Annotated in this window: 1 protein-coding gene; it reads left to right on the plus strand. The window is 36.8% G+C overall.

From position 1 onward, the window contains the following. Positions 1-59: 59 nt before the first annotated feature. A partial coding sequence (locus AACQ14_RS24200) for a hypothetical protein (RefSeq protein ID WP_339366090.1) occupies positions 60-253 on the plus strand: 194 nt, incomplete at its 3' end.

The following is a 253-nucleotide window of genomic DNA, read 5'->3' on the forward strand; positions in this document are numbered from 1 at the left end:
AAATTAATACGAGTGCTAAGACGGTATACTATGGCAATCAAACACTACATGAAGGAGATATGGTTTCAGTTGATGGTTCAGAAGGTGACATTTATTTAGGTGAGATTAAAACAGTCAATGCTGAGCATAGCGAGTCATTAAATCAATTTATGGAGTGGTCAGAAAAGACAGCTCGTTTAAAAGTACGTATGAATGCAGAAACACCTCAAGATATTAAAGTGGGTTACCAATTTGGTGCTAAAGGCATCGGATT

Origin of the sequence: Vallitalea maricola (assembly GCF_036985595.1) — a bacterium.
Classification (GTDB): domain Bacteria; phylum Bacillota; class Clostridia; order Lachnospirales; family Vallitaleaceae; genus Vallitalea; species Vallitalea maricola.